The organism is Enterocloster clostridioformis (genome assembly GCF_020297485.1).
GTDB classification, from domain to species: domain Bacteria; phylum Bacillota; class Clostridia; order Lachnospirales; family Lachnospiraceae; genus Enterocloster; species Enterocloster clostridioformis.
Map to the genome: position 1 here is coordinate 4,338,506 of NZ_JAIWZC010000001.1, position 23,947 is coordinate 4,362,452.

The following is a 23,947-nucleotide window of genomic DNA, read 5'->3' on the forward strand; positions in this document are numbered from 1 at the left end:
TTTAAGGAGGAAAATCCCTTGGCTGGAAGAGAATATCCATTGGAGCGAACCAGGAATATCGGAATCATGGCCCATATCGATGCTGGTAAGACCACAACGACTGAGCGTATTCTGTATTACACTGGTGTAAACTATAAAATTGGCGATACCCATGAAGGTACTGCTACCATGGACTGGATGGCTCAGGAGCAGGAGAGAGGTATCACCATTACTTCCGCTGCAACCACTTGTCACTGGACCCTACAGGAAAACTGCAAGCCGAAGCCAGGTGCATTAGAGCATCGTATCAACATCATTGATACTCCAGGACACGTTGACTTCACTGTTGAGGTTGAGCGTTCCCTGCGTGTACTGGACGGCGCTGTGGGCGTGTTCTGTGCAAAGGGCGGTGTAGAGCCGCAGTCTGAGAACGTATGGCGTCAGGCAGACACCTACAACGTACCTCGTATGGCCTTCATTAACAAGATGGACATTCTGGGAGCGAATTTCTACGGCGCAGTAGACCAGATTAAGACCAGACTTGGCAAGAATGCAATCTGCATTCAGCTGCCAGTCGGTAAGGAAGATGATTTCAAAGGAATCGTTGACCTGTTTGAAATGAAAGCCTACATCTATAATGATGATAAGGGCGACGATATATCCATCATTGATATCCCTGAGGATATGAAGGATGATGCCGAGTTATACCGTTCCGAGTTAGTAGAGAAAATCTGCGAGCTGGATGACGATTTAATGATGGCATATCTGGAGGGCGAGGAGCCCAGCAATGATGACCTTAAGAAAGCCTTAAGGAAAGCTACCTGCGAGTGTGCCGCTATTCCGGTATGCTGCGGTACTGCTTACAGAAATAAGGGCATTCAGAAGTTGCTGGATGCAGTTATTGAATTTATGCCTTCACCGTTAGATATCCCTTCTATTAAGGGTACTGACCTGGACGGCAACGAGGTTGAGCGTCATTCCTCTGATGATGAGCCCTTTGCAGCTCTTGCATTCAAAATCATGACCGACCCATTTGTTGGTAAGCTTGCATTCTTCCGCGTGTATTCAGGAAGCCTGAACTCCGGTTCCTACGTACTGAACGCAACCAAGGGCAAGAAGGAGCGTGTAGGACGTATTCTTCAGATGCATGCCAACAAGAGAAACGAGCTGGATAAGGTTTACTCCGGTGACATCGCGGCAGCAGTTGGATTTAAGGTGACTTCCACCGGCGATACCATCTGTGATGAAAAGAATCCGGTTATCCTGGAGTCCATGGAATTCCCGGAGCCGGTTATCGATATTGCTATCGAGCCTAAGACCAAGGCAAGCCAGGATAAGATGGGCGACGCGCTGGTTAAGCTGGCTGAGGAGGACCCAACCTTCCGCGTACGTACAGATGAGGAGACTGGCCAGACCATTATCTCCGGCATGGGCGAGCTTCACCTGGACATTATTGTTGACCGTCTGCTGCGTGAGTTCAACGTTGAGGCAAACGTAGGCGCGCCTCAGGTTGCTTACAAGGAGACATTTACAAAGGCTGTTGACGTTGACAGCAAGTATGCGAAGCAGTCCGGCGGACGTGGACAGTACGGTCACTGTAAGGTTCACTTCACGCCAATGGAAGCAAACGCGGAAGAAACCTTCAAGTTCACTTCCTCCGTTGTGGGCGGTGCCATTCCGAAGGAATACATCCCTGCTGTCGGAGAAGGTATCGAGGAAGCATGCAAGACCGGTATCCTCGGCGGATTCCCAGTGCTGGGCGTTCATGCCGATGTATACGACGGTTCTTACCATGAGGTTGACTCCTCTGAGATGGCATTCCACATTGCCGGTTCCATGGCATTCAAGGAAGCTATGCAAAAGGGCAACCCAATCCTGCTTGAGCCTATCATGAAGGTTGAAGTAACCATGCCGGAAGAGTACATGGGAGATGTTATCGGTGATATCAACTCTCGCCGTGGACGCATCGAGGGTATGGAAGACATCGGCGGCGGCAAGATGGTAAAAGCATATGTACCGCTGTCAGAAATGTTCGGTTATTCTACGGATCTCCGTTCCAGAACACAGGGACGTGGTAACTACTCCATGTTCTTTGAAAAGTATGAGCCGGTTCCGAAGAATGTACAGGAAAAAGTACTTTCCGACCATAAGAAATAAGATAGATTCTTGATAAAAGGCTTGTAAACTAAAGGAAAATAGAATATAATGGTTGATAGCCTGACATTAACTATAATAGCCCACTATAAAGGGCGCAAATTAAGGAGGACGTTATAAAATGGCTAAAGCTAAGTTTGAAAGAAACAAACCTCATTGTAACATTGGTACCATCGGACACGTTGACCATGGTAAAACAACTTTAACCGCAGCAATCACAAAGACTCTTCATGAGAGATTAGGTACCGGCGAGGCTGTTGCTTTCGAGAATATCGATAAGGCTCCGGAGGAGAGAGAGCGTGGAATCACTATCTCTACTGCACACGTTGAGTATGAGACCAAGAATCGTCACTATGCACACGTTGACTGCCCAGGACATGCTGACTACGTTAAGAACATGATCACTGGTGCTGCTCAGATGGACGGCGCTATCCTGGTTGTAGCTGCTACCGATGGTGTTATGGCCCAGACAAGAGAGCACATCCTGCTGTCCCGTCAGGTAGGCGTTCCTTATATCGTTGTATTTATGAATAAGTGCGACATGGTTGATGACCCAGAGCTGCTTGAATTAGTAGAGATGGAAATCAGAGACCTGCTGAATGAATATGAGTTCCCAGGCGATGATACTCCTGTAGTTCAGGGTTCTGCTCTGAAGGCTCTGGAAGATCCTTCCGGCGAGTGGGGCGACAAGATCCTTGAGCTTATGGACGCTGTTGACTCTTGGGTACCAGACCCAGTTCGTGAGACAGACAAGCCATTCCTGATGCCTGTAGAGGACGTATTTACCATTACCGGCCGTGGTACTGTTGCTACCGGTAGAGTAGAGCGCGGTACTCTGCACCTGAATGACGAAGTTGAAATCATTGGTATCCATGAGGATGTCCGCAAGACCGTTGTTACTGGTATCGAGATGTTCCGTAAGCTGCTTGACGAGGCTCAGGCTGGCGACAACATCGGCGCTCTGCTGCGTGGCGTTCAGAGAACTGAAATCGAAAGAGGACAGTGTCTGTGCAAGCCAGGTTCCGTTAAGTGCCACAACAAGTTTACCGCTCAGGTTTACGTTCTGACAAAGGACGAGGGCGGCCGTCATACTCCTTTCTTCAACAACTATCGTCCGCAGTTCTACTTCAGAACAACTGACGTTACTGGCGTTTGCGATCTGCCAGAGGGTGTTGAGATGTGTATGCCTGGCGATAACGTAGAGATGACCGTAGAGCTGATTCATCCGGTAGCTATGGAGCAGGGTCTTCGTTTCGCTATCCGTGAAGGCGGAAGAACCGTTGGTTCTGGTAGAGTTGTAAGCATCATCGAATAATTTCGGCAAGCTTATACGCTTAAATCATAAATTAATATATCTGAATTGATATTGTGCCCCAAACAGTAAAAACCCCCGGAAGATTATCTTTCGGGGGTTTTTGTGATATCTGGAGTGAAAATTATCCGCGGCGCAGGTCCGTGTCCCACGTATAGGCTCCTTTTGACGTGTCAAAGCCATAGAAATCAGCAAATGACAGCCTGAAAATACTCCGGCCGGCAGAGGGAAGTTTTATCTGGTTTTTAATCAAAAAGAGGGTTTAATTCCCCGCAGCTTGCTGCGTAACAAACTTTTTCAAGACATGGAGGAAGTGATATACTAGAGGAAAAAGGAAAGGAGAAATTGTGTGATGAGTGAAACAATACGCAAGTCACACAATGTATCAGTACTCATGTATCATTTCGTATGTCCAGCAAAATATAGAAGAGTAGTAATAGATGAAGATGTAGATAGGGTAATCAAAGAAACGTGTGAGGGAATTCAGGAAAGGTATGAAATAAGATTTTTGGAAGTAGGTACAGATAAAGACCATATACATTTTCTTATCCAGTCAGTGCCTGCATATAGTCCAAAAAAAATCATCCAAATAGTGAAGAGCATCATAGCCCGAGAGGTGTTCGCGAAATGTCCACAAGTGAAGAAAAAATTGTGGGGAGGAGAATTCTGGACAGATGGCTATTACGTAGCAACGGTGAGTGAACATGGGAATGAGCAAATCATAAGTAGATATGTGAAAGAACAGGGACAGGAAAAAAATTATAAAACAATCTATAAAAACGTAGAGAAAACAAAGCAGTATAGCATATGGGATTATATGTAGAGGTTGCAACCTTCGATACCCCGCAGCTTGCTGCGGGGTAGTTCATTCAGATACTGGTAAATGCCGCTGCCTGAGATATTTCCCGCCATCAGTATGCTTTTTAATACGCCGTCCTCCACCAGGGCCTTTTTGTAGTTCTTGCTGTCCTCCTCTGTTATGACCAGAGTGCGGCTGTCAAGACAGTTGATATCCCCAATGCAAAGTGCCGGCAGGCCGAAGAAGTTCATGGTGTTCTTCAGGGCGTATGTGTCCTCATAGGGGGTGGGGATGCCGTACATGTTTTTGGCAGCGATGACGCCCTGCTTCATGGCGTTGGGCCAGATGCCGGACAGGCCGCATACATCCCCGGCCCCTGGCTCCCGCTGCCTTTGCCAGCTCCTGGACCTGGGGTTTCCTAAGCTGTTCCTGGAGATGGACGAAGATGGAGTGCTGGTGTCCTGTAATCATGATGTTGATGAAGTCCGGGTCAATCACCCCGAGGCCAACCGGGGCAGGGATGATTTCGGGTTCGCCCAGCATGACGTCGTTAAGCAGGTTGGTCAGCATCAGCCCGTATACGCCCGGATGGAAGGGGCTCTTGACAGGTTTGGGGAAACATGCTACCATAAAACGCAGGATTCATTATACGAAACAGAGAACGGACAGAACATGATGGTACTGAAAGCGTACAGGGAAGGCCCCGGCGGAACCGGGAGCCTGTATTATAGAAGGTTTGAGACGTCAGGACGGCAGAGAGAACTGCCGTCTTTTAATTTAGGAATTCATTCCGGTGCAGTGAGAAAGGACTAAAATCATGGAAAAGAAAAAGACGACGGCTGAAATTGTATTGAGCCTGGGTGAGATTGTGTTGGGAAATATAATGTACGCGGCGGCAGTGGTGCTGTTCATTGTGCCAAACGGACTCATTACCGGAGGGACCACGGGCCTGGCCCTCTTTGTGAACCATAGCATTGGCATCCCCATCAGCCTTTTTGTCAGCGTGTTTAACGTGCTCATGTTCTTGCTGGGGGCATGGGTGCTGGGAAAACAGTTCGCCCTGACAACCGTGCTCAGCACCATTATCTACCCGGTCATACTGGGGGTGCTGGAGGGAAGCGGATTCGGGGGCTTTGTGCTGGAGGAGAAGCTGGTGGCGGTGCTCTATGCGGGACTGCTCATAGGCGGTGGAATCGGCATAGTGATGCGGGCCGGCGCCTCCACTGGGGGGATGGATATACCTGCCCTGGTGCTTAAGAAAAAGCTGGATGTAAATGTGTCCATGACCCTGTACCTCGTGGACTGTGTGGTTCTGGGCCTTCAGCTGATTGCGGCTGATTCCCATGCCGTTCTCTATGGTATCATACTGATTATTGTATACACCATGGTGCTGAACCAGGTCCTTATGTCGGGAAATGCCAGAATACAGGTTAAGATTGTCAGCAGAAAGCATGAGGAAATCAACCGCCTCATAGCGGAGCGCATTGACTGCGGAACCTCCCTGCTGCATATGGAGACCGGTTATCTCCACAGGGAACAGGAAATGATTCTGGCGGTAATCTCCCGGCGGGATTTACCCAGGCTGAACAGCCTGGTCATGGATGAAGACCCGGAGGCATTCATGATTATCAACCAGATTAATGAGGTGAGAGGCAGGGGCTTCACCCTTAAGAGAGTGTATAAGGAAGCGCGGCAGTAAAGGGCATACTGCTCCGGCCGCAATGCTGCCCTTACCGCATACTGTTTCTGCCGCACACTGAATTGGTCACATACTGCGAAATACCGGTATGTAGAGAAGCAGGGTGATGAGCATGGCGGCCGCGCACAACAAAATCAGTAGATTGACCGTAACCAGGGACATGTGGGGGAAGAGCAGCAGGAGAAAAAGCACCACGAACAGCAGGGCGGTACAGCATTTGCCAAACCACTTGGCGCCGTTTAACTTTTTGCCTTCCCTGAGTTTAACGGCGCCCATGACCAGCATGAAGCCTTCCTTCAGCACAAACAGGACCAGAAGAAGCAGAATCAGGGGATAACGGCTCCACAGACAGAGCAGGATGGCCCCGTGGGTCAGCTTATCAGCAAGGGGGTCCAGGAGTTTACCGAACTCTGTAATCATATTGAATTTTCTGGCGATCATTCCGTCGAACATGTCAGTGATGGAGGATATGCCCATGACGATGGCAGCCCTGTAATAATCTGCGTCCGTGGAAGCCCTCAGGTACAGCCACACGAATACAGGAATCATGATTAAACGGAAATACCCCATCAGGTTGGGGATGGACAAAAGCTCTTTTTTTGGAATATGCCTCATAATACAGCCCCCCTCTTTGAAAATGGCAATTATTTAATTTAATTTTACTACATTTCTTGCTAAAAGAAATATTTTTTTTTATAATAGGAGTAAATTTATTTTTCACAGGGCGGGCCGCATAAGGAGGAAGGAAAATGGCAGAGGATTTTTTGTTGAAAATAAGAGGCGGGTATAACCAGTTTACGAAGGCGGAGAAAAAGGTGGCTGATTATATCCTGAGCAGCCCCAAGAAGGTTCTGTTTATGTCCATCACTGAACTGGCCGAAGCCTGCGGAGTGGGGGATACCAGCGTGTTCCGCTTCTGTAAGACCATGAACTGCAAAGGATACCAGGAATTTAAGATGCTTCTGTCCCTGAGCCTTCACGAGGGAAAACAGGGATTCGGACAGATGGAGAGCGACATAAGCCTGGAGGACTCATTTTCCCAGGTGGCGGAGAAGGTGCTGAGTTCCAATATAAAGGCTCTTAAGGAAACCCACTCCCTGTTAAAGGAGGATGTGCTCCGGCGGGTCATTGAGTGCTTCCACAAGGCCGGACGCATCTGTTTTTACGGTGTGGGTACCAGCATGACGACAGCCATGAAGGCGGCTGATAAGTTTCTGAAGATTGAGCCGAAGGTCTATTGTGCCTCTGATTCCCACATGCAGGCCATGATGGCCTCCACCATGTCCAGTGGAGAGGTTGCTGTCATCTTTTCCTATTCCGGGGCTACCAAGGACACCATCCACGTGGCTCAGCTGGCCAGGCAGGCAGGAGCGGCCATTGTCTGTGTGACCCGGTTCATCAAATCGCCTCTTACGGCCTATGCGGACCTGACGCTCCTGTGCGGGGCCAATGAAAGTCCGTTGCAGGCAGGCTCTTCCTCGGCGGAAATCAGCCAGCTCTTCCTGATAGATATGCTGTACACGGAATATTACAGGACATACTATGACAGGTGCAGCGTGAATAATGAAAAGACCTCGGCATCTGTCATGGAAAAGCTGTGCTGAGACAAAGAAAAGCGCGTCTTAAAATAAGCTTCCAGGCCGGAACCCTCAAAGGGATGTCCTGCCTGGAACTTGTGTTTTAAGGCGCGTTTATATATTGGTGCGGCTAAACTGTTCGTCATAGAGCTTTTGTGCGTAATTCAGGGCGTCCTCCGGCGTCATGACCTGGCTGTAGGCATTTTTCACTGCCATGCCTATGATGCTGAGGAAGCTGCGCTCATCAAAGGGCTGTGTGGAGAACTCAGGGGTACGGCGGCCGTGGGCCAGTCCGAATCCGTCCTTGGCCAGGTTCAGCCAGGGGAAGGTGTTGAGTATCTCGTAATTGTCATAGGACTTGCGGCAGGGGGATACGCTGCCCAGCAGCGTGGCCGCGGAGGCCACGGGTTCGCTGCACATCCATTTGATGAAGGATAGAGCGTCCTCAGGTCGTTTGGTATATTTGGCCACGCCCAGGGAACCGCCTCCGATGACAGGATTGCTGCCAGGCGTCATGGCGTATCCGATATTTCCCGCTACCCGGGAGGAGTGGCTCAGAAGATCCGAGGCATAGTTGCTGTAGAGGATGGCCATGGCCACATTGCCTCCCGCGAAGGTGGTGGCTGTGTTGGTCCACCAGGAACAGTACTTGGGGTCGGAGTATTCCTTCAGGGCGATGAGCTCCTTAAGGGAACCAATGGCCGCGGGGGAATTCAGGGTGACCCGGCAGTCCTCGTTATAAAGATTCTCCTGGTGGCTGAACAGGCGGGCCAGGTATTCGGAGCCGGCCACCCCGGTGGAGCCAAGCGTCATGGTGGCCCCGTATTCCACAGGAGAGGATGGGGTGCGTGCCTTGGTGAAGAATCCGGCAATCTGGTTGAACTCCCTAAAATCCTGAGGCGGCCTAAGCTCCTGGCGGTATGTCTCGTGATACATCCTGCGGTAGATAGGACTTTCAAACAGATCCTTCCGGTAGTACAGCAGCTGTACGCTGGGAGTGGACGGCAGGGCGTATACCCTGCCCCTCACTATGGAATACTGGTTGATGGTTCCGTCTAAGAAGGTGTCCAGGCAGCTGGAGATATCAGGGTCAATCTGGTCCAGGGGCTGCAGAATTTTGTCCGCGAACCAGGACAGCCACGTCACGTCCAGACGCAGTACATCAAAGACGGAATCATGGCGCATATGGTTGAAGGCCTCGTATATCTCCTCATAGGAATAGATGGTGATGTTCACAGGGATCCCGGTTTTCTTGGTGTAGATACGGGACAGGTTGCGCATGGTGTAGGCGCTGGGGCTGTCCAGTGTCAGCACATTTAAGGGCTCTTTGGAGGATGGGATGAGGATGCCCGCAAACCAGTCTCTGAAGCCGGAATTCTCCAGCAGCAGGCAGGGATGTCCGCTGGCCTGTCCGGTCCGCTGTTGCGGTTCGCCTATTTCTTCCGAACCACTCTTTTTCGCCTTTTCTTCTGATATGTCCCTGATCAGGCATTCCGCCGCAATCTTTCCCAACTGCCGGTAGTTCAGCTCATATTTCTGGAAGTCATTTTCCGGCATGGTGAACATGGGGGATACCGTGTAAATTTCCGGACTGTCCCCGGAATAGAAGGTGTTCCATATATCCTTGACGCTCTCCGCGAAGCCGTAGTTGGAGATGAAGATGGCCTGGGGAGCGGCGTTTCCGAACATCTGCATGATATTCTGCAGCTTGCGGTAGGGGTCTGTCTGGATGTGGTTTACCCGGCAGCCGGATGAACCCATGACGCCCATGAACCCGTTATAGAAGTCGGATTCATTGGGCAGCTGGAGACTTCCGGTGAGAAGGCACAGGTTGGAGAAGCCGCGCTCCAGCGCCCTTAAGGCCAGCTCGCTTCCCGCCCTGTGGTAATCGAAGCCGACATAGGGGGCAGAGAAGGGAGGACGGCGTTCCGCAAATACCACATGGTCCGCCAGCATGCCCTGCTCGTCCAGGTAGGGGTTGGCGCCGGCGAAGGAACAGCAGGAGACCGTTGCCATGCCCTGGGCCATGGAGGAGCGGACTTCCTGTATGGCTGCGTATTCCGCTTCCCGGTTGTCGTCGCTGGTCAGGTACTGGGACACGCTGTAGCCGTGATTTTCCGCATATGCCTTAAAACTAAGATAGAAGTCTATATATTGTTTGGAACGGATGTTGGGGAGAATGACCGCAAGGGTATTGGACCTGCCCTTCCTCAACAGCTTGGCCCGCTCATTGGGCACGTAGCCAAGGGCAGCGGCAGCGTCCATGACCTGCCGTATTTTCTCGCTGCTCACATTTCCCTTCCCGTTGAGAACGTTGGATACGGTGCCCTGGGCCACTCCGGCCGCTCTCGCAATGTCTTTGATGGTAGTCATCTGCCGGCTCTCCTTTCAAATGATGCACTTTATAAAGATATATTTGATTCAATTTTACCATATGGCGGGTGATTTGTAAAACTATTGCAACTACGATTCAATAAAATACGCAATCTACAGAGGGGACAGCCAAATAAAAACACGTTAAAATGTAAAAAATATGCAAAAAGTAGAAAAAATTCATGTAAAATCTGATTAAAGTATAAGAAAAATGTGCAAAATGCCTTAAAATAATATTGACACGTTTCAAATACAATGCTATGATGAAATTACAGAACAGATGACAAATTTCCAATAGTATAAAAGGAGGTATGTATTGTGAAAAAAACAAAGAAGATTGCAGCAGCGGTCCTGGCCATGACCATGGCAGCAGGTCTTGCCGTCACAGGATGTTCCGGAAGGGGAGGAAGTAACGGGACAGACGGGGCGCCGGCAGAGCAGTCTAAGGAAACCGGGGGAGGGGGCACGAATAGCTCCAAGGATGATGCAGCCAAGGCTGACGACGGCGCGCTGCACCTTACCTTTTATTACCCGGTCAATGTAGGCGGTTCCGCGGCACAGCTGATTGAGAAAATCTGTGCGGATTTTAATGCAGAGAACCCGGATATTTTCGTGGAGCCTGTTTATACGGGCAATTATGACGATACAGTGACAAAGATTCAGACAGCCATGCAGGGCGGCACGCCTCCGGATGTGTTTGTAAGCCTCGCTACCCAGCGTTTTACCATGGCTTCCACCGGCATGGCCATGCCTCTTGACGAACTGATTGAGGCTGACGGAGAAGAGGGAAAGGCTTACATCGATGATTTCCTTCCGGGCTTCATGGAAGATTCCTATGTGGACGGAAAGATATACTCCATACCGTTCCAGAGAAGCACCATGGTTCTGTATTACAATAAGGACGCGTTTAAGGAAGCGGGCCTGGACCCGGAAACGCCTCCCGCTACCTGGGAAGAACTGGCTGAGTACGGCCAGAAGCTGACGGACGACGGACGCTACGGCGTTGGAATCGCTCTGAACTCCGGTTCCGCACAGTGGGCGTTTACAGGCTTCTGCCTGCAGAACAGCACCGACGGACAGAACCTGATGAGCGAGGATGGAAAGAGCGTGTATTTCAACACGCCTGAGAACGTGGAGGCGCTTCAGTTCTGGCTGGACCTTCAGAATGAGTACAAATGTATGGCGGAGGGTATTGTACAGTGGACCGACCTGCCCACCCAGTTCCTTGCAGGAGAGGTGGCCATGATTTACCACACCACAGGCAATATGGCTAATATCCATGACAATGCGGACTTTGATTTTGGGACAGCCTTCCTTCCGGCTCACAAGAGAGTGGGAGCGCCTACAGGCGGCGGCAACTTCTATATCTCCAGCGGCATTTCCGAGGACAGGGTGCAGGCTGCCTGGAAGTTCATCAAGTTCGCGACCTCTACGGACAGGGCGGCGCAGTGGAGCCTGGATACTGGTTATGTGGCCACAAGACAGTCCTGCTTTGACACGGACCTGATTAAGGATTATTATGCAGAGGTTCCCCAGGCGTCCGTTGCTTATGAGCAGCTTCCCTATGCAAAGCCTGAGCTTACTACATACAATGCAGCTGAAATCTGGAGGGTGTTAAATGATAACATCCAGGCAGCCGTGGTCGGCGATATGTCTGCCCGGGAGGCCCTGGATGCGGCCCAGGAACAGGCAGAGGAAGTCCTGTCAGAGTATCAGTAAAATCTGTGAAGCATGAATGTAATGCCTGTTAGGAACAAGTAAGGCGCTGTGGCCCGGTGCCATGTGGGGCAAAGGCAAGGCTTTTGCCCCATGACCGGGCATACACAGCGCCTTAAGAGACCGGGACATGTCACAAAACCCGGCCCGGCAGGCGGAATATGAAAAGGCTGGTGAGAGGATGAAAACCAAGACAAAGAAGCAGCGTGAAAACAGGAATAATGCGACGGCCTGGGCCCTGATGGCCCCGGCGCTTATATTTATGCTGGCATTTACAGTGTTCCCCATATTCAGGAGCCTGTATCTAAGCCTTTCCAAGTACAAGCTTGGTATGGACAGCGCCGAGTTCATCGGCCTTGAGAATTATGTGAAGCTGGCCGGTTCCAAGCTGTTCTGGAAGGTGATGAAAAATACCATCGTATTCGCCCTTATGACGGTGATTCCCAGTATGGCGGTGGGCCTTGGCCTGGCGGTTCTGGTAAACCGCAAGGGCAAACGGGTGGGATTTATCCGCACGGCTTATTTCTATCCGGTGGTCATGCCCATGATTGCCATTGCCAGCGTGTGGATGTTTATTTATATGGCAAAGAACGGACTCTTTGACCAGCTGCTGATAGCCATGGGGTTAAAACCCATGAATGTGCTGTCCAGCAAGAATACGGTGCTCCCGGCCATGGCGGTGATGTATGTCTGGAAGGAGGCCGGATACCTGATGGTGTTCTTCCTGTCCGGTATCCAGAGCATATCCGACGAGGTGATGGAGGCTGCCAGGATTGACGGGGCAGGCAACTGGACCGTGTTCAGGCGCATCACCATTCCCCTGCTGGCGCCCACCTTCCTGTTTGTGTCCACCATTGCGTTCACCAACTGTTTTAAGCTGGTGGACCATGTGGTCATCATGACAGAGGGAGCGCCCAACAATGCAAGCACCCTGCTTCTGTACTATATTTACCAGCAGGGCTTCACAAACTTCAACTACGGCGTATCATCGGCTCTGACCGTAATCATGCTGGGACTTCTGCTTGTGGTGTCCCTGCCAAGGTTCATCAGCCAGGATAAGAAGATACATTACAATTAAAGGAGGGAGCCGGTATGAAACAAGTTAAAAGTACTGCAATATCTGTTTTTGCCCTGGCCCTGGCGTTTATGTGGCTGGCTCCCCTGGTATGGCTGGTGGGGACTGCCTTCAGTGAGCCTACCTTCCATATGACCTTTTTTCCCAACAGCCGTTTTACCTTTGGGAATTTGTCCTATGTATGGAATGCCATTCCCTTTGCCCGGTATTATCTGAATACGCTGATACTGGTGGTGGTGACCTTCTGCGTACAGTTTGTCACATCCACTCTGGCTGCCTATGCGCTGGCTGTCATGGATTTTAAGGGACGGACCCTGGTGTTTGCAGTCATTTTTATGCAGATTATCATTCCCAATGATGTGCTCATCACACCTAACTTCATGACCCTGGCTGACATGGGACTTACCGATACTAAGGTGGGTATCATGCTGCCGTTCTTTGGAAGCGCCCTGGCCATTTTCCTGCTGAGGCAGCATTTTAAATCCATACCAAAGGCTCTGGCTGAGGCGGCCAGAATTGACGGCGCCAACACGTGGCAGACCATCTGGAGGGTGTACATGCCCTGTGCAAAGCCTGCCTATATGTCCTTTGCGGTTATTTCCGTCAGCTACCACTGGAATAACTACCTGTGGCCTCTGATTGTGACCAATTCACCCTCCAACCGCACACTGACAGTGGGACTTGCCATCTTCGCCAAGTCCAAGGAGGCCAACATGCAGTGGGCCAATGTCTGCGCGGCTACCTTTATCATTATCCTGCCGCTGCTCATAGCGTTCTTCTTCCTGCAAAAGCAGTTTATGAACAGCTTTGTCAGCGCTGGAATCAAAGAGTGATGAAGGAATAAAGGAGGGCATGAGAGAGCATGAGAGGAGGAGCGTTATGGAACAATATTTAGACCTGCATTTTTTTGGATGCGGTAGCGCCTTTAATCCTGCCATGGGAAATACATCTGCCTGGTTTGAGGCGGACGGATGCCTGTTCCTGGTGGACTGCGGCGAGACGGTTTACGAGCTTTTGATGAAGCGCAGCAGCCTCAGGGAATACAGGCAGATATATGTACTGTTGACCCATCTTCACGCTGACCATGTGGGAAGCCTTGGGTCTCTGATTTCTTACAATTATTGTATTTTGGGAAGAAAAATCAGCGTCATTCACCCCAGGGCAACCGTGGTGGAGCTTCTGCGGCTTATGGGCATTAAGGATGAATTTTACAATTATTACAAAGGACTTCCTGAGGAAGTGGACTGTCTTCGGGCTGAACCGGTGCCGGTGGAGCATGCGGACAATATGGACTGCTTCGGGTACATTCTGGAGACAGAGAAAATGAGGATTTATTACAGCGGTGATTCCGCGCGAATGCCGGAGCGGATCGCCGGCATGCTTAAGGAAGGGGATCTGGACGCCGTTTACCACGACACGTCCCTCCACAATCCGCCAATCCCCAGCCACTGCTATGTGGGAGTCCTGGAGGAGACGGTTCCGGAGGAGCTGAGGCATAAAGTATACTGTATGCACCTGGACGGGGAGTGCAGGGATATGCTGGAGTCCAAAGGATTCCGGGTGGCAGAGGTTGGTTGACGGGATAGGGCTGGCGGCATAGAGTTAGCCGGCTGATGTATGATTGATTTTGAATAAATGAGATGTTGCTGAGTGCGAGAATGCCCCGGCGGAGGATGGATGATTCCTTTGCCGGGGATTTTTGCGTAAAAATTCCCGGGCCGCGATACGGCATTTCGTGAACCATGGATGACAGGAAATGTACAAACCATGCTGTCCATGTCCGTCTGTGACGAAATATACTTATACTAGGTTCAGAAAAGCTTTTCTCAATAAAATATAAGGAGAAAGAAGTAATGAGTGAGAAATACAGCAGTCATAAAGACTGGACCTTTGGCATGGAATGCGAACTGCCTTATAAAGTGCGTTTTGCCCTGAACAGATTACCTGACAGCATGACTTTTTTGGAGGTGACCCATGGAGGTGATACGGTAATACGTTTGTTTTCCGACATGGGAAGGGAGACCAGGACCATTGAGATTGTTACAGAGCCTCTTAAAATAGGCCAGGAAAAAGAGCGGAATCAGAATCTCAGAATCATGGCATTTTTGGAGGACTTTCTGGAACGGTATTCCGCCGAGCAGGGGGCTGTACCGGGCATGGTCACTAAAACACAGGTAAATGAAGCGTTTTCGGCGTATACAGATTTGGAGGATAATGCTGATTTAAAAGAATTTAAAGTAAAACTTTTATGTAACGCTTTTATAGTCAAGGATGTTATGGGAAATAACCAGATATCTTTCGGCATGGGATTTGATGAGGTACGGGCCCTCTTTGAAGAGTATGGAATGGAGCTGTGGTGGACATATGACACCTCATATGTTCCTTCTGAAGGTACGGCGAATGAACGTGATAAGGAGATATACAATTACATCCTATGCGCAGTTTCTCATCTGGCTGATTTGTATCTGTCTGACAGTAAGGTTAATATTGCAGACTCAAGAGCCAAGAACAGCTGGGGACTGATGCCAAGGATGGCTCCGGCAGAGCTTTTATCCTATGTCTCCAACCGTGGGGTTATGGTAAAGGACCTGGAATCTGCGGTCAGGGGCATACCGGGAATGACAGAAGAAATCTTCCAAAAAACATATACATATCTTGTGTGTTCCGGGAATACCGCGGGCGGCCATGTGGGAAGTATACGAAGGACTATGGAAGAGGAAAGAATTCCGATGGTATTTGAAGTCAGAAGCCCTGGAAGTGAATTTGATTCATATTTTGATTATAAACGTTACAGAGGCAGATTGGTGCTTGACGGTGCCGGGGATTTCAGTTATATGTTCAATATGAATCCGGCCGGTGGGGAAGAGGAAGCCGACAGCACAGACGAGTCGGACAGTGATTCATGGTAAAAATTGGCGAGGTATCTTCGTATGGTCCAAACATCTGAAGATTAGCATTACTACTTGCAGCGGCAACAACAATCTCTCTGATGGGGTGTGCCACTTCCAACCAGAAGCCGGCAGAGACAACTACTGCAGCCCAGACACAGGAGGCCAAAGCTGAGACAGAGCAGACTGAGAAGGCAGAGGGAGCCAAGGAGACAGAGAGTCAGGAAGCTGAGCCGGAAAACGGGGAGTATGCTGTCCAGCCGCGCTCCATCAAGGACAGGACGCTGAAGGTGGGACTGATTCCTGTGAAAAGGGCGTCTGGCAGCCGTATTGTACCGGGAGGAATTTGAACGGCAGATGATCGACCGCATTATAATCGGTGAGAACCGGAAGGCGGGGAGGGAAATCACCCGGTCCCAGGCAGAGCCTGGGGGGCGGGCGGTGCTTCTGTCCGTGCGGGAGGTGCGGGCCAGGGAACTGCGGGACGTGAGCTTTCATGTGTGTCCCGGGGAGGTGGTGGGTTTCATCCATCCGGAGGACACATACTGCCGGGAAATCGTACGCCTTCTCAGCGGAGAGCTTAAGGTGGAATCGGGAAGCGCCTGGCTGGCTGGACGTCAGGTGGAGCTGGCAGGGGGGAGAAAGAACATGGTCAGACGCGGTTTTGGATATATTGAGGATTACAAAAAGAGCCTTTTTCCTAAGCTGGATGTGGCCGAGAACCTGACCATTGCCGGTCTGGAATATTTTGCTCCCGGAGTGGGGGTGCGGGAGAAGCTGGAACAGGCGGTTGCCTGTGATTATCTGACGCTGCTGGATATCCGGGAGGAGGATCTAAAACGGCCAATTGAGACACTGAGCCATCGGTGCCAGCTGAATGTTGCCCTGTATAAGTGGATTATAGCCAAGGCAAGGCTGATTGTCATAGATAATCTGTTTTCGGGCACGGACATATTGATGCGGAATTCAGTGAGGGAATTTCTGGAATTTGCAAAGAGCAGGGGAATCGGTGTTGTATACTGTTCCCCCAATGAAAGGGAGCTGGCGTCTGTGTGCGACAGGCTCTATGAATTAGCGGAAGGGAAGGTTTCCTGCAGATAGTGTATGCAGGAAACCTTCCCTGTTTTCAGAACTTTTTTCAGTTTCTTGTCTTACTTTTCCTTTGGTATAAAGTATTCTGCCGGCTCCTGTTCAGGTGCGTCTGCGGGCACTCCTGGTTCTTTCTTCGGGCTGTCTGGCATTTTGGACCATTCATACCAGCCTCCGTCATACACATGAATGTCAGGATATCCCAATGCCAGAGAATACCAATATGTTTCGCTTGCTCTCCACCCGGTACCACAGTGGAAAGAAATACGTTTATCTGGAACAATCCCCCATTTTACCCATCTGTCCTTAATCATTTCGTAGTTAAACATAGTATTGTCAATATTTCGGAAATCTTCCATGCTGTAAGGGTCTGAGCCGGCATAACCAAAACGCGCTTTGGCAATATCCCCGGCCTCGCCAATGTATGTATAACCACTGACATTTCCGATATATTCTTTCCAGCTTCGGATGGATGCAATGACCGCCTGATTGTCGTTTACACATCCCAGTTCCTCATCATAGTCATAAATAAGGTCAGGATTAGACGGAACCTTCGTTCCAAAGGAAACATTTTCCGGTATATTGGATTCTGTCTCCAGAGGCCTGTTTTGAAGTTTCCAAAGTGTTTTTCCGCCGTTTAAGAAACGAATATCCTTAACACCCGCGTATTTCATTAAGACCCCTGCACGGTGCGCGGCGGTAGTGGCCGGTGTTGTGGCATATAAAATCACGGTGGTATTCTGCGTGATTCCGGCCTTTTCCAGATTTTCCTGAATCACGGAATCTTCCGGACGATTCCAGAATTTCAGTTGTTCCTCCATCGGTATGTTCTCATATTCAGAAAGTACACGAAGCCCCGGAACATGGTTGAAAGTGTCTTTTATATTGATTGCGCCTTGGATGTGGCCGCTTTCGTATTCTCCCTCTTCACTGCTTAAAGAGACTTCAATAATTTTATAATCGGAACCCTCGTACGTATCCGGCTTTTTTCCGTCTATCAGTGCCTGTACCCAGTCGGGATATACATAGAGGCTGAACCCCGGCAGCATTGCCGCTTCCCCGCCTGTTTCCAAATAGGATGAGAAGCCTCCTTCCAGAACAGAGATGTCCTTAAATCCCAGTTCCGCATACATGGAAGCTGTTTCCTCCGGTACAGTATCATCTCCGTAAAGGACAAGGGGTTTTTCGGAATCAATGCCGCGGCGCTTTAATTCGTTTTCCATTGTCGTTCTGATTGCATAGGTATCCGGGCTCTGACTGAGCCAGCTTGCCGGAAAATCCACGGCGCCTGCAATATGTCCCCCCGGTTTATTCCCGGTATTCCAGCCAATATACTGTTCTTCTTCACGGACGTCTACCAGCTGCATATCATCCGTCAGCGCGTCCGCCTTCAAAAGCTTAACTGTTTGGGCTTCATCCTTCGCGGCCACGGATTCCTTTTCCGTGGCGGCAATTGTTTCCTTGACAGATGTTTCTTCCTGCGGAGCCGGTGATTTCCCACAGCCCATTACCGCAAACGAAACTACTCCTGCCAGCAATAGTGGTTTGATGTGTTTCATTCTGCTGCTTCTCCTTCGTGTAATTTATTATGTTATTGAGGTCAAACTATAGTTTGGTCTCACGACATCCGCCTTTTTCCATGCATAACCAAAAAATAAAACGTCCCGCCATTACAGCTGCAGTTAATGAAAAGAGAACAACGATAAAATTAGATGCAATTCCGGATTTCAGATAAAAGCTATAATTGTATGCCAGATAATCCATCAGGCTTTTGCCGGCTGTCATGTTTACGTGGAACGTATAATATAAAATGTAAGAAAAGGCTTTCAGAAGTGTTGCGTCAAAAGCGGAAAACAATAGAATATAAACAATTATAGCCGCATATGTCTTTTTTGCGTGTTTGGTGTGAAAAAACAAACCAATCAGGGCAGCCTCCAGCATCTGGTATAACAGTACGTTTACAATCACGCCGCTTCCCATACCGATGCTGTTTAAAATAAAACTGTTGATAAGTGCATATGACGCGCCATATAAAGGACCGCAGACAACTGCGGCCAAAGCGGTTGGTATTATATTTGCATATAAAATCCTCGGTACTGCGAAATATACTGGCAGATATGCGGTTCCCACGCTGATTGCGGCGGCAGTGACAAATGAAACACTAACTAAAGTGACTTGTTTCTTAATCATAGTTTTGTTCTCTATTCCTCAATTATTATTAACGTAGACAACTTATCATATGAAGAAAGTATTTTCAAGTGTATTGCCTTATCAATAATATAGATTTTATCGATAACAAGATATCAATAGAAAAAGTTTATTAATAGCATAGAATATATCTCCGTCCTTGATACGGTAAAGCGGCAGATGCTCCGGAACACAACGGGAAGATGTGACTCCTGTTCGTATAATTTAAGAGACATGTAATAAAAAGTTCATTGAAAAAGTAAACTTATTTATGTATGATGTATCATGTATCCTATTTTGGAGAAAGTTGGGAGGAATTCATAAATGAAGAAACCATTCGTTAAAGGAGGTAAGGCCCTGACCCTGACGGCGGCCCTGCTGTGCACTGCTGCATTTCTGGGTAGTTTAATGGCATTTGGGACCACGGCTAAGGCGGAGACCCAGGCAGAAGCCCAGGCATTCACGCCGGGAGTGGCGGGCCAGATTACTTCCTGTAAGATTTCAGGAGATAAACAAAACGTTGAAATTGGATTTTCCAGCACCGGGGATGTGACGGGAACGGACGGCAACATCTATGTCTTTGAAATGCAGCCCTACGAGGAAGAGTTGGGAAGCCGCAGCAATTTCATTGCTTCCTCGCCTGCCTTAAGCGCTGCCTCGGTAAGCGTGCCCCTGAACCTGGGCACACCTCAGGATAAGCTTTACAGCCGGTTTGTCCTGGCTGTATTTGACGGAACCAAGTTCATTAAGGTCAGCCAGCCCCACTACATAACCAATCCGGAGCTGATTGCCAAAAACCAGACGCCTTTTAATGACCCGCTGACTAAGAAGGGGCTTGTGATTGAGATTGACATGCTCAACGACGCCTTTGACCTGGGCGTGAAGCACGTGACCACCAACATCGCATTTTCCCAGATTATGGGAACCGGAATTGATTACCAGTATGACGGAAAGACGTACCATTTTAATAAAGGCGTGGTGGACGCTTATGACAAGACCATCAGCGCGCTGTCTAACAAGGGAATGACGGTTACGGTTATCCTGCTCAATGACTGGAATCCCAATACGCCGGATTTGGTGTATCCGGGCACACAGAAGAATTCCAATGCGTTTTACTACATGTTTAATGCGGAAACCGAAGCCGGATTTGACCAAACCAAGGCAATCGCGTCCTTCCTGGCCCAGCATTACAGCGGCGACAATCCTAATTACGGCAAGGTGTCAAACTGGATCATCGGCAACGAGATTAACAATCAGCAGTGGAATTACATGGGGGCCATGGACCTGACTAATTATGTGAAGGCATATCAGAAGGCATTCCGTGTCATTTACACAGCCATCAAGAGCACCAATGCCAATGACCGGGTATATTTTTCACTGGATTATAACTGGATGAACGAGATTGACGGCAAGCTTAAGTATGGAGGCAAGGAGATTGTGGACAGCTTTAACTCCATAGCCAACACCCAGGGACAGATGGACTGGGGCCTGGCCTATCATCCATATCCATGCCCTATGACAGAGCCGGAATTCTGGGATGACCCGCAGTCCACAGGGCTGTTCACAAATGATTTTAATTCACCGGTCATCAATTTTGCCAACCTGAACGTGCTGACGGATTACTTTGTGCAGGATACCCTGAGGGCGCCTGCGGGCAATGTGCGACACATCATCCTTACGGAGCAGGGCTTCACGTCCTACAGTCCTACCAGAGGCAATATTCCGGAGATTCAGGCGGCAGCCTACGCCTACTCCTATTACCTGGTGGACAGCAATCCGTACATTGATGCCTACACGGTCAGCCGTCAGGTAGACGCGCCGTCCGAGGCAAAGGACGGACTGAAGTTCGGCCTGTGGGAGTGCGACATGAACCAGCCCAACCTGATTGTGGCTACCAAGCGCAAGAAGATATGGCAGGTATTCCGGGATATTGACAAGAAGAACGCCACCCTGGAGGCCACTGAATTTGCAAAGCCAATCATCGGCATCAGCAAGTGGTCGGATGTGGTTCCCAACTTTAAGTGGAAGAATCTGGAGAAATAACAGTTAAGGCCGGATTCGGTTGACAAACAAAATCCAGCGTGTAAAATAATTAAATATAAGCGCTTGCTGGCGGCGGCCTCTGGGGCCGCCGCTTTTTGGCGGGATACAATGTATGGACGAAAGGAATGACATATGGGCTTAATTGTACAGAAATTCGGAGGAACCTCTGTGGCTGACGCCGCCCGGCTGCGCCATGTGGCTGAAATCATCACGGATACATATAAGGCCGGAAACCAGGTAGTGGCGGTGCTGTCTGCCCAGGGGGATACCACCGACGAGCTGATTGAGAAGGCAAATGAGATCAATCCCCTTGCTTCCAACCGGGAGATGGATATGCTGCTGTCCACCGGAGAGCAGATGTCTGTGGCCCTCTGCGCCATGGCAATCGAGGCGCTGGGATACCCGGTTATTTCCCTGACGGGATGGCAGGCGGGAATGGTTACCAATACCGTGTCCAGGAATGCCAGAATCAAGAAGGTGGATACGGAGCGGATCGAGACAGAGCTGAATCAGAAGAAAATCGTGATTGTCACGGGATTCCAGGGAATCAACCGCTATGACGACATCACCACCCTTGGCAGAGGCGGATCCGATACGTCCGCAGTTGCGCTGGCTGCCTCCCTTCGGGCGGATCTGTGCCAGATATACACGGATGTGGACGGGGTGTACACGGCTGACCCCAGAATCGTGAAGGACGCAAGGAAGCTGGATGAGGTCACTTACAATGAGATGCTGGAGCTGGCTACCCTGGGGGCGCAGGTGCTCCACAACCGTTCCGTGGAGATGGCAAAGAAATATAATGTAAAGCTGGAGGTGCTCTCAAGCTTTACAGGGCATCCAGGTACAAAGGTGAAGGAGGTTGCAAAACGCATGGAGAAATCATATATCAGCAGTGTGGCTAAGAATGTAAATATCGCTAGGATTGCCCTGATTGGGGTGCCCAATGAGATTGGCACGTCCTTTAAGGTGTTCTCCCTGCTGGCCCAGAATCATATTAACGTGGACATCATATTACAGGGAATCGGCCACGAGGAGGGCAAGGACATCTGCTTTACCGTTGCCCAGTCCGATCTGGAGGCGGCTTCCGTGCTGTTAAGGGAGCATCAGGAGTCCATTGGCTTTGGCCGTCTGGAGACCAACAGCCATATTGCCAAGGTTTCCGTGGTGGGAGCCGGCATGATGAACCATCCCGGCGTGGCGGCAACCCTGTTTGAGGCCCTCTATGATGCCAACATCAATATCAACATGATATCCACCAGCGAGATTAAGATATCCGTACTGGTGGACGAAAAGGATGCGGAGAAGGCCGTACAGGTCATTCATGACAAATTTTTTTCCATGGGTTAAATGAATAATAGGTTTGTAACAAAAAAGAGTTGGGGCTGTTCACATATTTTGTGAAAGCCACAGCTCTTTTCGTATTTACGAATCTTAAAATTCGTTAATATTTTCACCCTTTTCGAGGAAAAGAGCTTGCTATTTGACAAATTTATTATTATAATTGTATGTGGCAATATTTCTGCTTTTTTTTGCGACGGGCCTGAGAAGGGGATTTCCGTTGCTTAGATATTGTTAAACTTATGAATGATGGAGGACTGGAAAATGAGTAATTCAGCACAAACTTCAGCAAGCAGCCGCATAGCAGCCCTGCTTGATGAGAACAGTTTTGTTGAAGTCGGAGCCTATATAACGGCCAGAAGCACTGACTTTAACATGACTGAGCAGGAGACCCCCGCTGACGGTGTGGTTACCGGCTACGGTACCATCGGCGGATGCCTGGTGTATGTATACAGCCAGGATGCGTCTGTATTAGGCGGCTCCATGGGCGAAATGCATGCAAAGAAAATCTGCAACATCTATTCCATGGCAATGAAGATGGGAGCACCTGTAATCGGTTTGGTAGACTGTGCAGGTCTGCGTCTTCAGGAGGCGACCGATGCCCTGGACGGCTTCGGCAAGCTGTACTTAAGCCAGACCATGGCTTCCGGCGTGATTCCTCAGATAACAGCAATCTTTGGAACCTGCGGCGGCGGCATGGCAGTATCTGCCGGCATCACAGATTTCACCTTCATGGAAGAAAAGTCCGGCAAACTGTTTGTTAATTCACCTAACGCCATTGACGGCAATTATAAAGAGAAGTGTGATACCTCCAGTGCAGATTTCCAGAGCAGGGAATCCGGTCTGGTTGATTTCACAGGAGACGAGGATTCCATTATCGCCCAGATTCGCGCCCTGGTTTCCATCCTTCCAGCCAACAATGAGGACGATATGTCATACGAAGAGTGTCAGGATGACTTAAACCGTATCTGCGATAATATCGAGGGATGCACCGGTGACACGGCTCTGGCTCTGACACTGATATCCGATAACAGCTTCTTCATGGAGGTTAAGAAGGATTATGAGCCTTCCATGGTGACCGGTTTCATCCGCCTGAACGGGACAACCATCGGATGTGTGGCTAACCGTACGGAAATCTATGAGAACGGGGAGAAGAAGGAAACATTTGAGCCTGCCCTGTCCGGCAAAGGCTGTGACAAGGCAGCTGATTTTATCAATTTCTGCGACGCATTCAATATTCCTGTACTTACACTGGTGAATGTAAAGGGCTACAAGGCCAAGATGTGCAGCGAGAGAAGGATTGCAAAGGCTGCGGCGCGTCTTACCTATGCCTATGCCAATGCCAGCGTTCCCAAGGTAACTGTAATTGTTAAGGAAGCATTCGGAAGCGCATACCTGACCATGGGCAGCAAGTCTATTGGCGCTGATGTGGTATATGCATGGCCTGACGCTGTCATTGGTATGATGAATCCATCCGAGGCAGTTAAGATTATGTATGCAAAGGAAATCGCCGCATCCGGTGATGCCGCCGCACTCATCAATGAAAAGACAGCAGAGTACACTGCACTTCAGTCCAGCGCTGTGGCAGCAGCGAAGAGAGGATATGTAGATGACATAATAAAGGCAGGGGAGACCCGTCAGAGGGTAATCGCGGCCTTTGAAATGCTGTTCACAAAGAGAGAGGACCGTCCGTCTAAGAAGCATGGCACGGTTTAAAG

At 49.7% G+C, this 23,947-nt stretch carries 21 protein-coding genes and 1 pseudogene; 16 read left to right on the plus strand and 6 right to left on the minus strand.

What is annotated here, in order from left to right; all coding sequences use genetic code 11:
* Positions 1 to 18: 18 nt before the first annotated feature.
* The 3 genes from fusA (at position 19) to tnpA (ending at position 4,268) form a co-directional block, all read left to right on the plus strand.
* Positions 19 to 2,136: an elongation factor G gene (gene fusA, locus LA360_RS21785; protein ID WP_022200624.1), complete on the plus strand. Its 2,118-nt coding sequence runs from the start codon at positions 19 to 21 to the stop codon at positions 2,134 to 2,136.
* Between the two features lie 118 nt (positions 2,137 to 2,254).
* Positions 2,255 to 3,448 carry an elongation factor Tu gene (gene tuf, locus LA360_RS21790; RefSeq protein ID WP_002585860.1) on the plus strand — a complete coding sequence of 398 codons (1,194 nt, stop codon included), beginning with the start codon at positions 2,255 to 2,257 and terminating at the stop codon, positions 3,446 to 3,448.
* 349 nt (positions 3,449 to 3,797) lie between these two features.
* Entirely contained in the window at positions 3,798 to 4,268 is a 471-nt protein-coding gene (gene tnpA, locus LA360_RS21795) for an IS200/IS605 family transposase (RefSeq protein WP_057571327.1), read from the plus strand.
* Here tnpA and LA360_RS21800 read toward each other — a convergent pair.
* Positions 4,259 to 4,576, minus strand: a complete 318-nt coding sequence (locus tag LA360_RS21800; RefSeq protein ID WP_225537646.1) for a hypothetical protein — start codon at positions 4,574 to 4,576, stop codon at positions 4,259 to 4,261. The two genes, tnpA and LA360_RS21800, sit on opposite strands and share 10 nt — an antisense overlap.
* A gap of 40 nt (positions 4,577 to 4,616) precedes the next feature.
* Positions 4,617 to 4,829 (minus strand): annotated as a pseudogene (locus LA360_RS31540) (anaerobic carbon-monoxide dehydrogenase catalytic subunit); the annotation flags it as partial.
* A gap of 87 nt (positions 4,830 to 4,916) precedes the next feature.
* On the opposite strand from LA360_RS31540, the gene LA360_RS31545 reads away from it, so the two are divergent.
* Together LA360_RS31545 and LA360_RS21815 are read left to right on the plus strand one after the other, a co-directional pair.
* Entirely contained in the window at positions 4,917 to 5,057 is a 141-nt protein-coding gene (locus tag LA360_RS31545; RefSeq protein ID WP_225537647.1) for a hypothetical protein, read from the plus strand.
* Between the two features lie 4 nt (positions 5,058 to 5,061).
* Complete coding sequence (locus LA360_RS21815) at positions 5,062 to 5,943, plus strand: YitT family protein (protein WP_022203004.1); 882 nt, start codon at positions 5,062 to 5,064, stop codon at positions 5,941 to 5,943.
* 66 nt (positions 5,944 to 6,009) lie between these two features.
* Here the strand turns inward: LA360_RS21815 and LA360_RS21820 are convergent, their stop codons facing one another.
* Complete coding sequence (locus LA360_RS21820; RefSeq protein WP_002585865.1) at positions 6,010 to 6,558, minus strand: CDP-alcohol phosphatidyltransferase family protein; 549 nt, start codon at positions 6,556 to 6,558, stop codon at positions 6,010 to 6,012.
* A 134-nt stretch (positions 6,559 to 6,692) separates the two neighbouring features.
* Here LA360_RS21820 and LA360_RS21825 point away from each other — a divergent pair, with 134 nt between their 5' ends.
* Positions 6,693 to 7,547: a MurR/RpiR family transcriptional regulator gene (locus LA360_RS21825; RefSeq protein WP_057571933.1), complete on the plus strand. Its 855-nt coding sequence runs from the start codon at positions 6,693 to 6,695 to the stop codon at positions 7,545 to 7,547.
* An 87-nt stretch (positions 7,548 to 7,634) separates the two neighbouring features.
* Here the strand turns inward: LA360_RS21825 and LA360_RS21830 are convergent, their stop codons facing one another.
* Positions 7,635 to 9,893, minus strand: a complete 2,259-nt coding sequence (locus tag LA360_RS21830; RefSeq protein WP_057571934.1) for an extracellular solute-binding protein — start codon at positions 9,891 to 9,893, stop codon at positions 7,635 to 7,637.
* A 318-nt stretch (positions 9,894 to 10,211) separates the two neighbouring features.
* On the opposite strand from LA360_RS21830, the gene LA360_RS21835 reads away from it, so the two are divergent.
* The 7 genes from LA360_RS21835 to LA360_RS21865 all read left to right on the plus strand — a co-directional run bounded on the left by LA360_RS21835 (position 10,212) and on the right by LA360_RS21865 (position 16,673).
* A complete protein-coding gene (locus tag LA360_RS21835) occupies positions 10,212 to 11,612 on the plus strand; it encodes an ABC transporter substrate-binding protein (protein WP_057571935.1) in 1,401 nt (466 codons plus the stop codon).
* 127 nt (positions 11,613 to 11,739) lie between these two features.
* A complete protein-coding gene (locus LA360_RS21840; protein WP_081031186.1) occupies positions 11,740 to 12,687 on the plus strand; it encodes a carbohydrate ABC transporter permease in 948 nt (315 codons plus the stop codon).
* 14 nt (positions 12,688 to 12,701) lie between these two features.
* Positions 12,702 to 13,517: a carbohydrate ABC transporter permease gene (locus LA360_RS21845; RefSeq protein WP_022203009.1), complete on the plus strand. Its 816-nt coding sequence runs from the start codon at positions 12,702 to 12,704 to the stop codon at positions 13,515 to 13,517.
* A 46-nt stretch (positions 13,518 to 13,563) separates the two neighbouring features.
* Positions 13,564 to 14,262: an MBL fold metallo-hydrolase gene (locus LA360_RS21850; RefSeq protein ID WP_057571936.1), complete on the plus strand. Its 699-nt coding sequence runs from the start codon at positions 13,564 to 13,566 to the stop codon at positions 14,260 to 14,262.
* A 275-nt stretch (positions 14,263 to 14,537) separates the two neighbouring features.
* Positions 14,538 to 15,593, plus strand: a complete 1,056-nt coding sequence (locus LA360_RS21855) for a hypothetical protein (RefSeq protein ID WP_022203011.1) — start codon at positions 14,538 to 14,540, stop codon at positions 15,591 to 15,593.
* A gap of 80 nt (positions 15,594 to 15,673) precedes the next feature.
* Entirely contained in the window at positions 15,674 to 15,922 is a 249-nt protein-coding gene (locus LA360_RS21860; protein WP_022203012.1) for a hypothetical protein, read from the plus strand.
* Between the two features lie 7 nt (positions 15,923 to 15,929).
* A complete protein-coding gene (locus LA360_RS21865) occupies positions 15,930 to 16,673 on the plus strand; it encodes an ATP-binding cassette domain-containing protein (RefSeq protein WP_002594557.1) in 744 nt (247 codons plus the stop codon).
* 50 nt (positions 16,674 to 16,723) lie between these two features.
* Here LA360_RS21865 and LA360_RS21870 read toward each other — a convergent pair whose 3' ends face one another.
* Entirely contained in the window at positions 16,724 to 18,220 is a 1,497-nt protein-coding gene (locus LA360_RS21870; RefSeq protein ID WP_057571937.1) for a sulfurtransferase, read from the minus strand.
* Between the two features lie 46 nt (positions 18,221 to 18,266).
* Positions 18,267 to 18,851, minus strand: a complete 585-nt coding sequence (locus LA360_RS21875) for a hypothetical protein (protein ID WP_225537648.1) — start codon at positions 18,849 to 18,851, stop codon at positions 18,267 to 18,269.
* 321 nt (positions 18,852 to 19,172) lie between these two features.
* Between LA360_RS21875 and LA360_RS21880 the strand changes: the two genes are divergently transcribed.
* From LA360_RS21880 to LA360_RS21890, 3 genes are all read left to right on the plus strand, one after another.
* Positions 19,173 to 20,891: a DUF5722 domain-containing protein gene (locus LA360_RS21880; protein ID WP_112481560.1), complete on the plus strand. Its 1,719-nt coding sequence runs from the start codon at positions 19,173 to 19,175 to the stop codon at positions 20,889 to 20,891.
* Between the two features lie 132 nt (positions 20,892 to 21,023).
* Positions 21,024 to 22,238, plus strand: coding sequence for an aspartate kinase (locus LA360_RS21885; RefSeq protein WP_022203016.1), 1,215 nt, complete (start codon positions 21,024 to 21,026; stop codon positions 22,236 to 22,238).
* A gap of 255 nt (positions 22,239 to 22,493) precedes the next feature.
* Positions 22,494 to 23,945, plus strand: a complete 1,452-nt coding sequence (locus LA360_RS21890; protein ID WP_002585884.1) for an acyl-CoA carboxylase subunit beta — start codon at positions 22,494 to 22,496, stop codon at positions 23,943 to 23,945.
* The last annotated feature ends 2 nt before the right edge of the window (positions 23,946 to 23,947 follow it).